The sequence below is a fragment of the Methylobacterium sp. CCH5-D2 genome (assembly GCF_001556475.1).
Taxonomy (GTDB): domain Bacteria; phylum Pseudomonadota; class Alphaproteobacteria; order Rhizobiales; family Beijerinckiaceae; genus Methylobacterium; species Methylobacterium hispanicum.
The window spans coordinates 1-229 of the sequence record NZ_LSIX01000692.1 but is presented as its reverse complement, the minus strand read 5'-3'; the positions used below and the strand labels follow the sequence as shown (position 1 = coordinate 229).

The following is a 229-nucleotide window of genomic DNA, read 5'->3' as shown; positions in this document are numbered from 1 at the left end:
GAGGCGGCCGCCGCCCGGGGGGCGCCCGCGGGCAGCCTGATCGTGCGCCTCGACGGCGGCGCCGTGGTGCCGCTGGTCGACCGCCTCGACGAGGCGGGCCGGGCCTTCCGCTACCGGATCGGCCCGGCCGCGCGCGACCCCGGCGACCCGGCCTTCGCGGAGGTCTCGGCGAGCGCGGGGCTCGGCGCGTTCCGGCCGCCCGCTCCGGTGCATCTCCGGGCGCGGCGGG

At 83.4% G+C, this 229-nt stretch carries 1 protein-coding gene; it reads left to right on the top strand.

All coding sequences use genetic code 11. The features are described from left to right. Positions 1–229 (top strand): hypothetical protein (locus tag AX737_RS18185; RefSeq protein WP_156453818.1); only part of this gene is annotated, 229 nt, incomplete at both ends.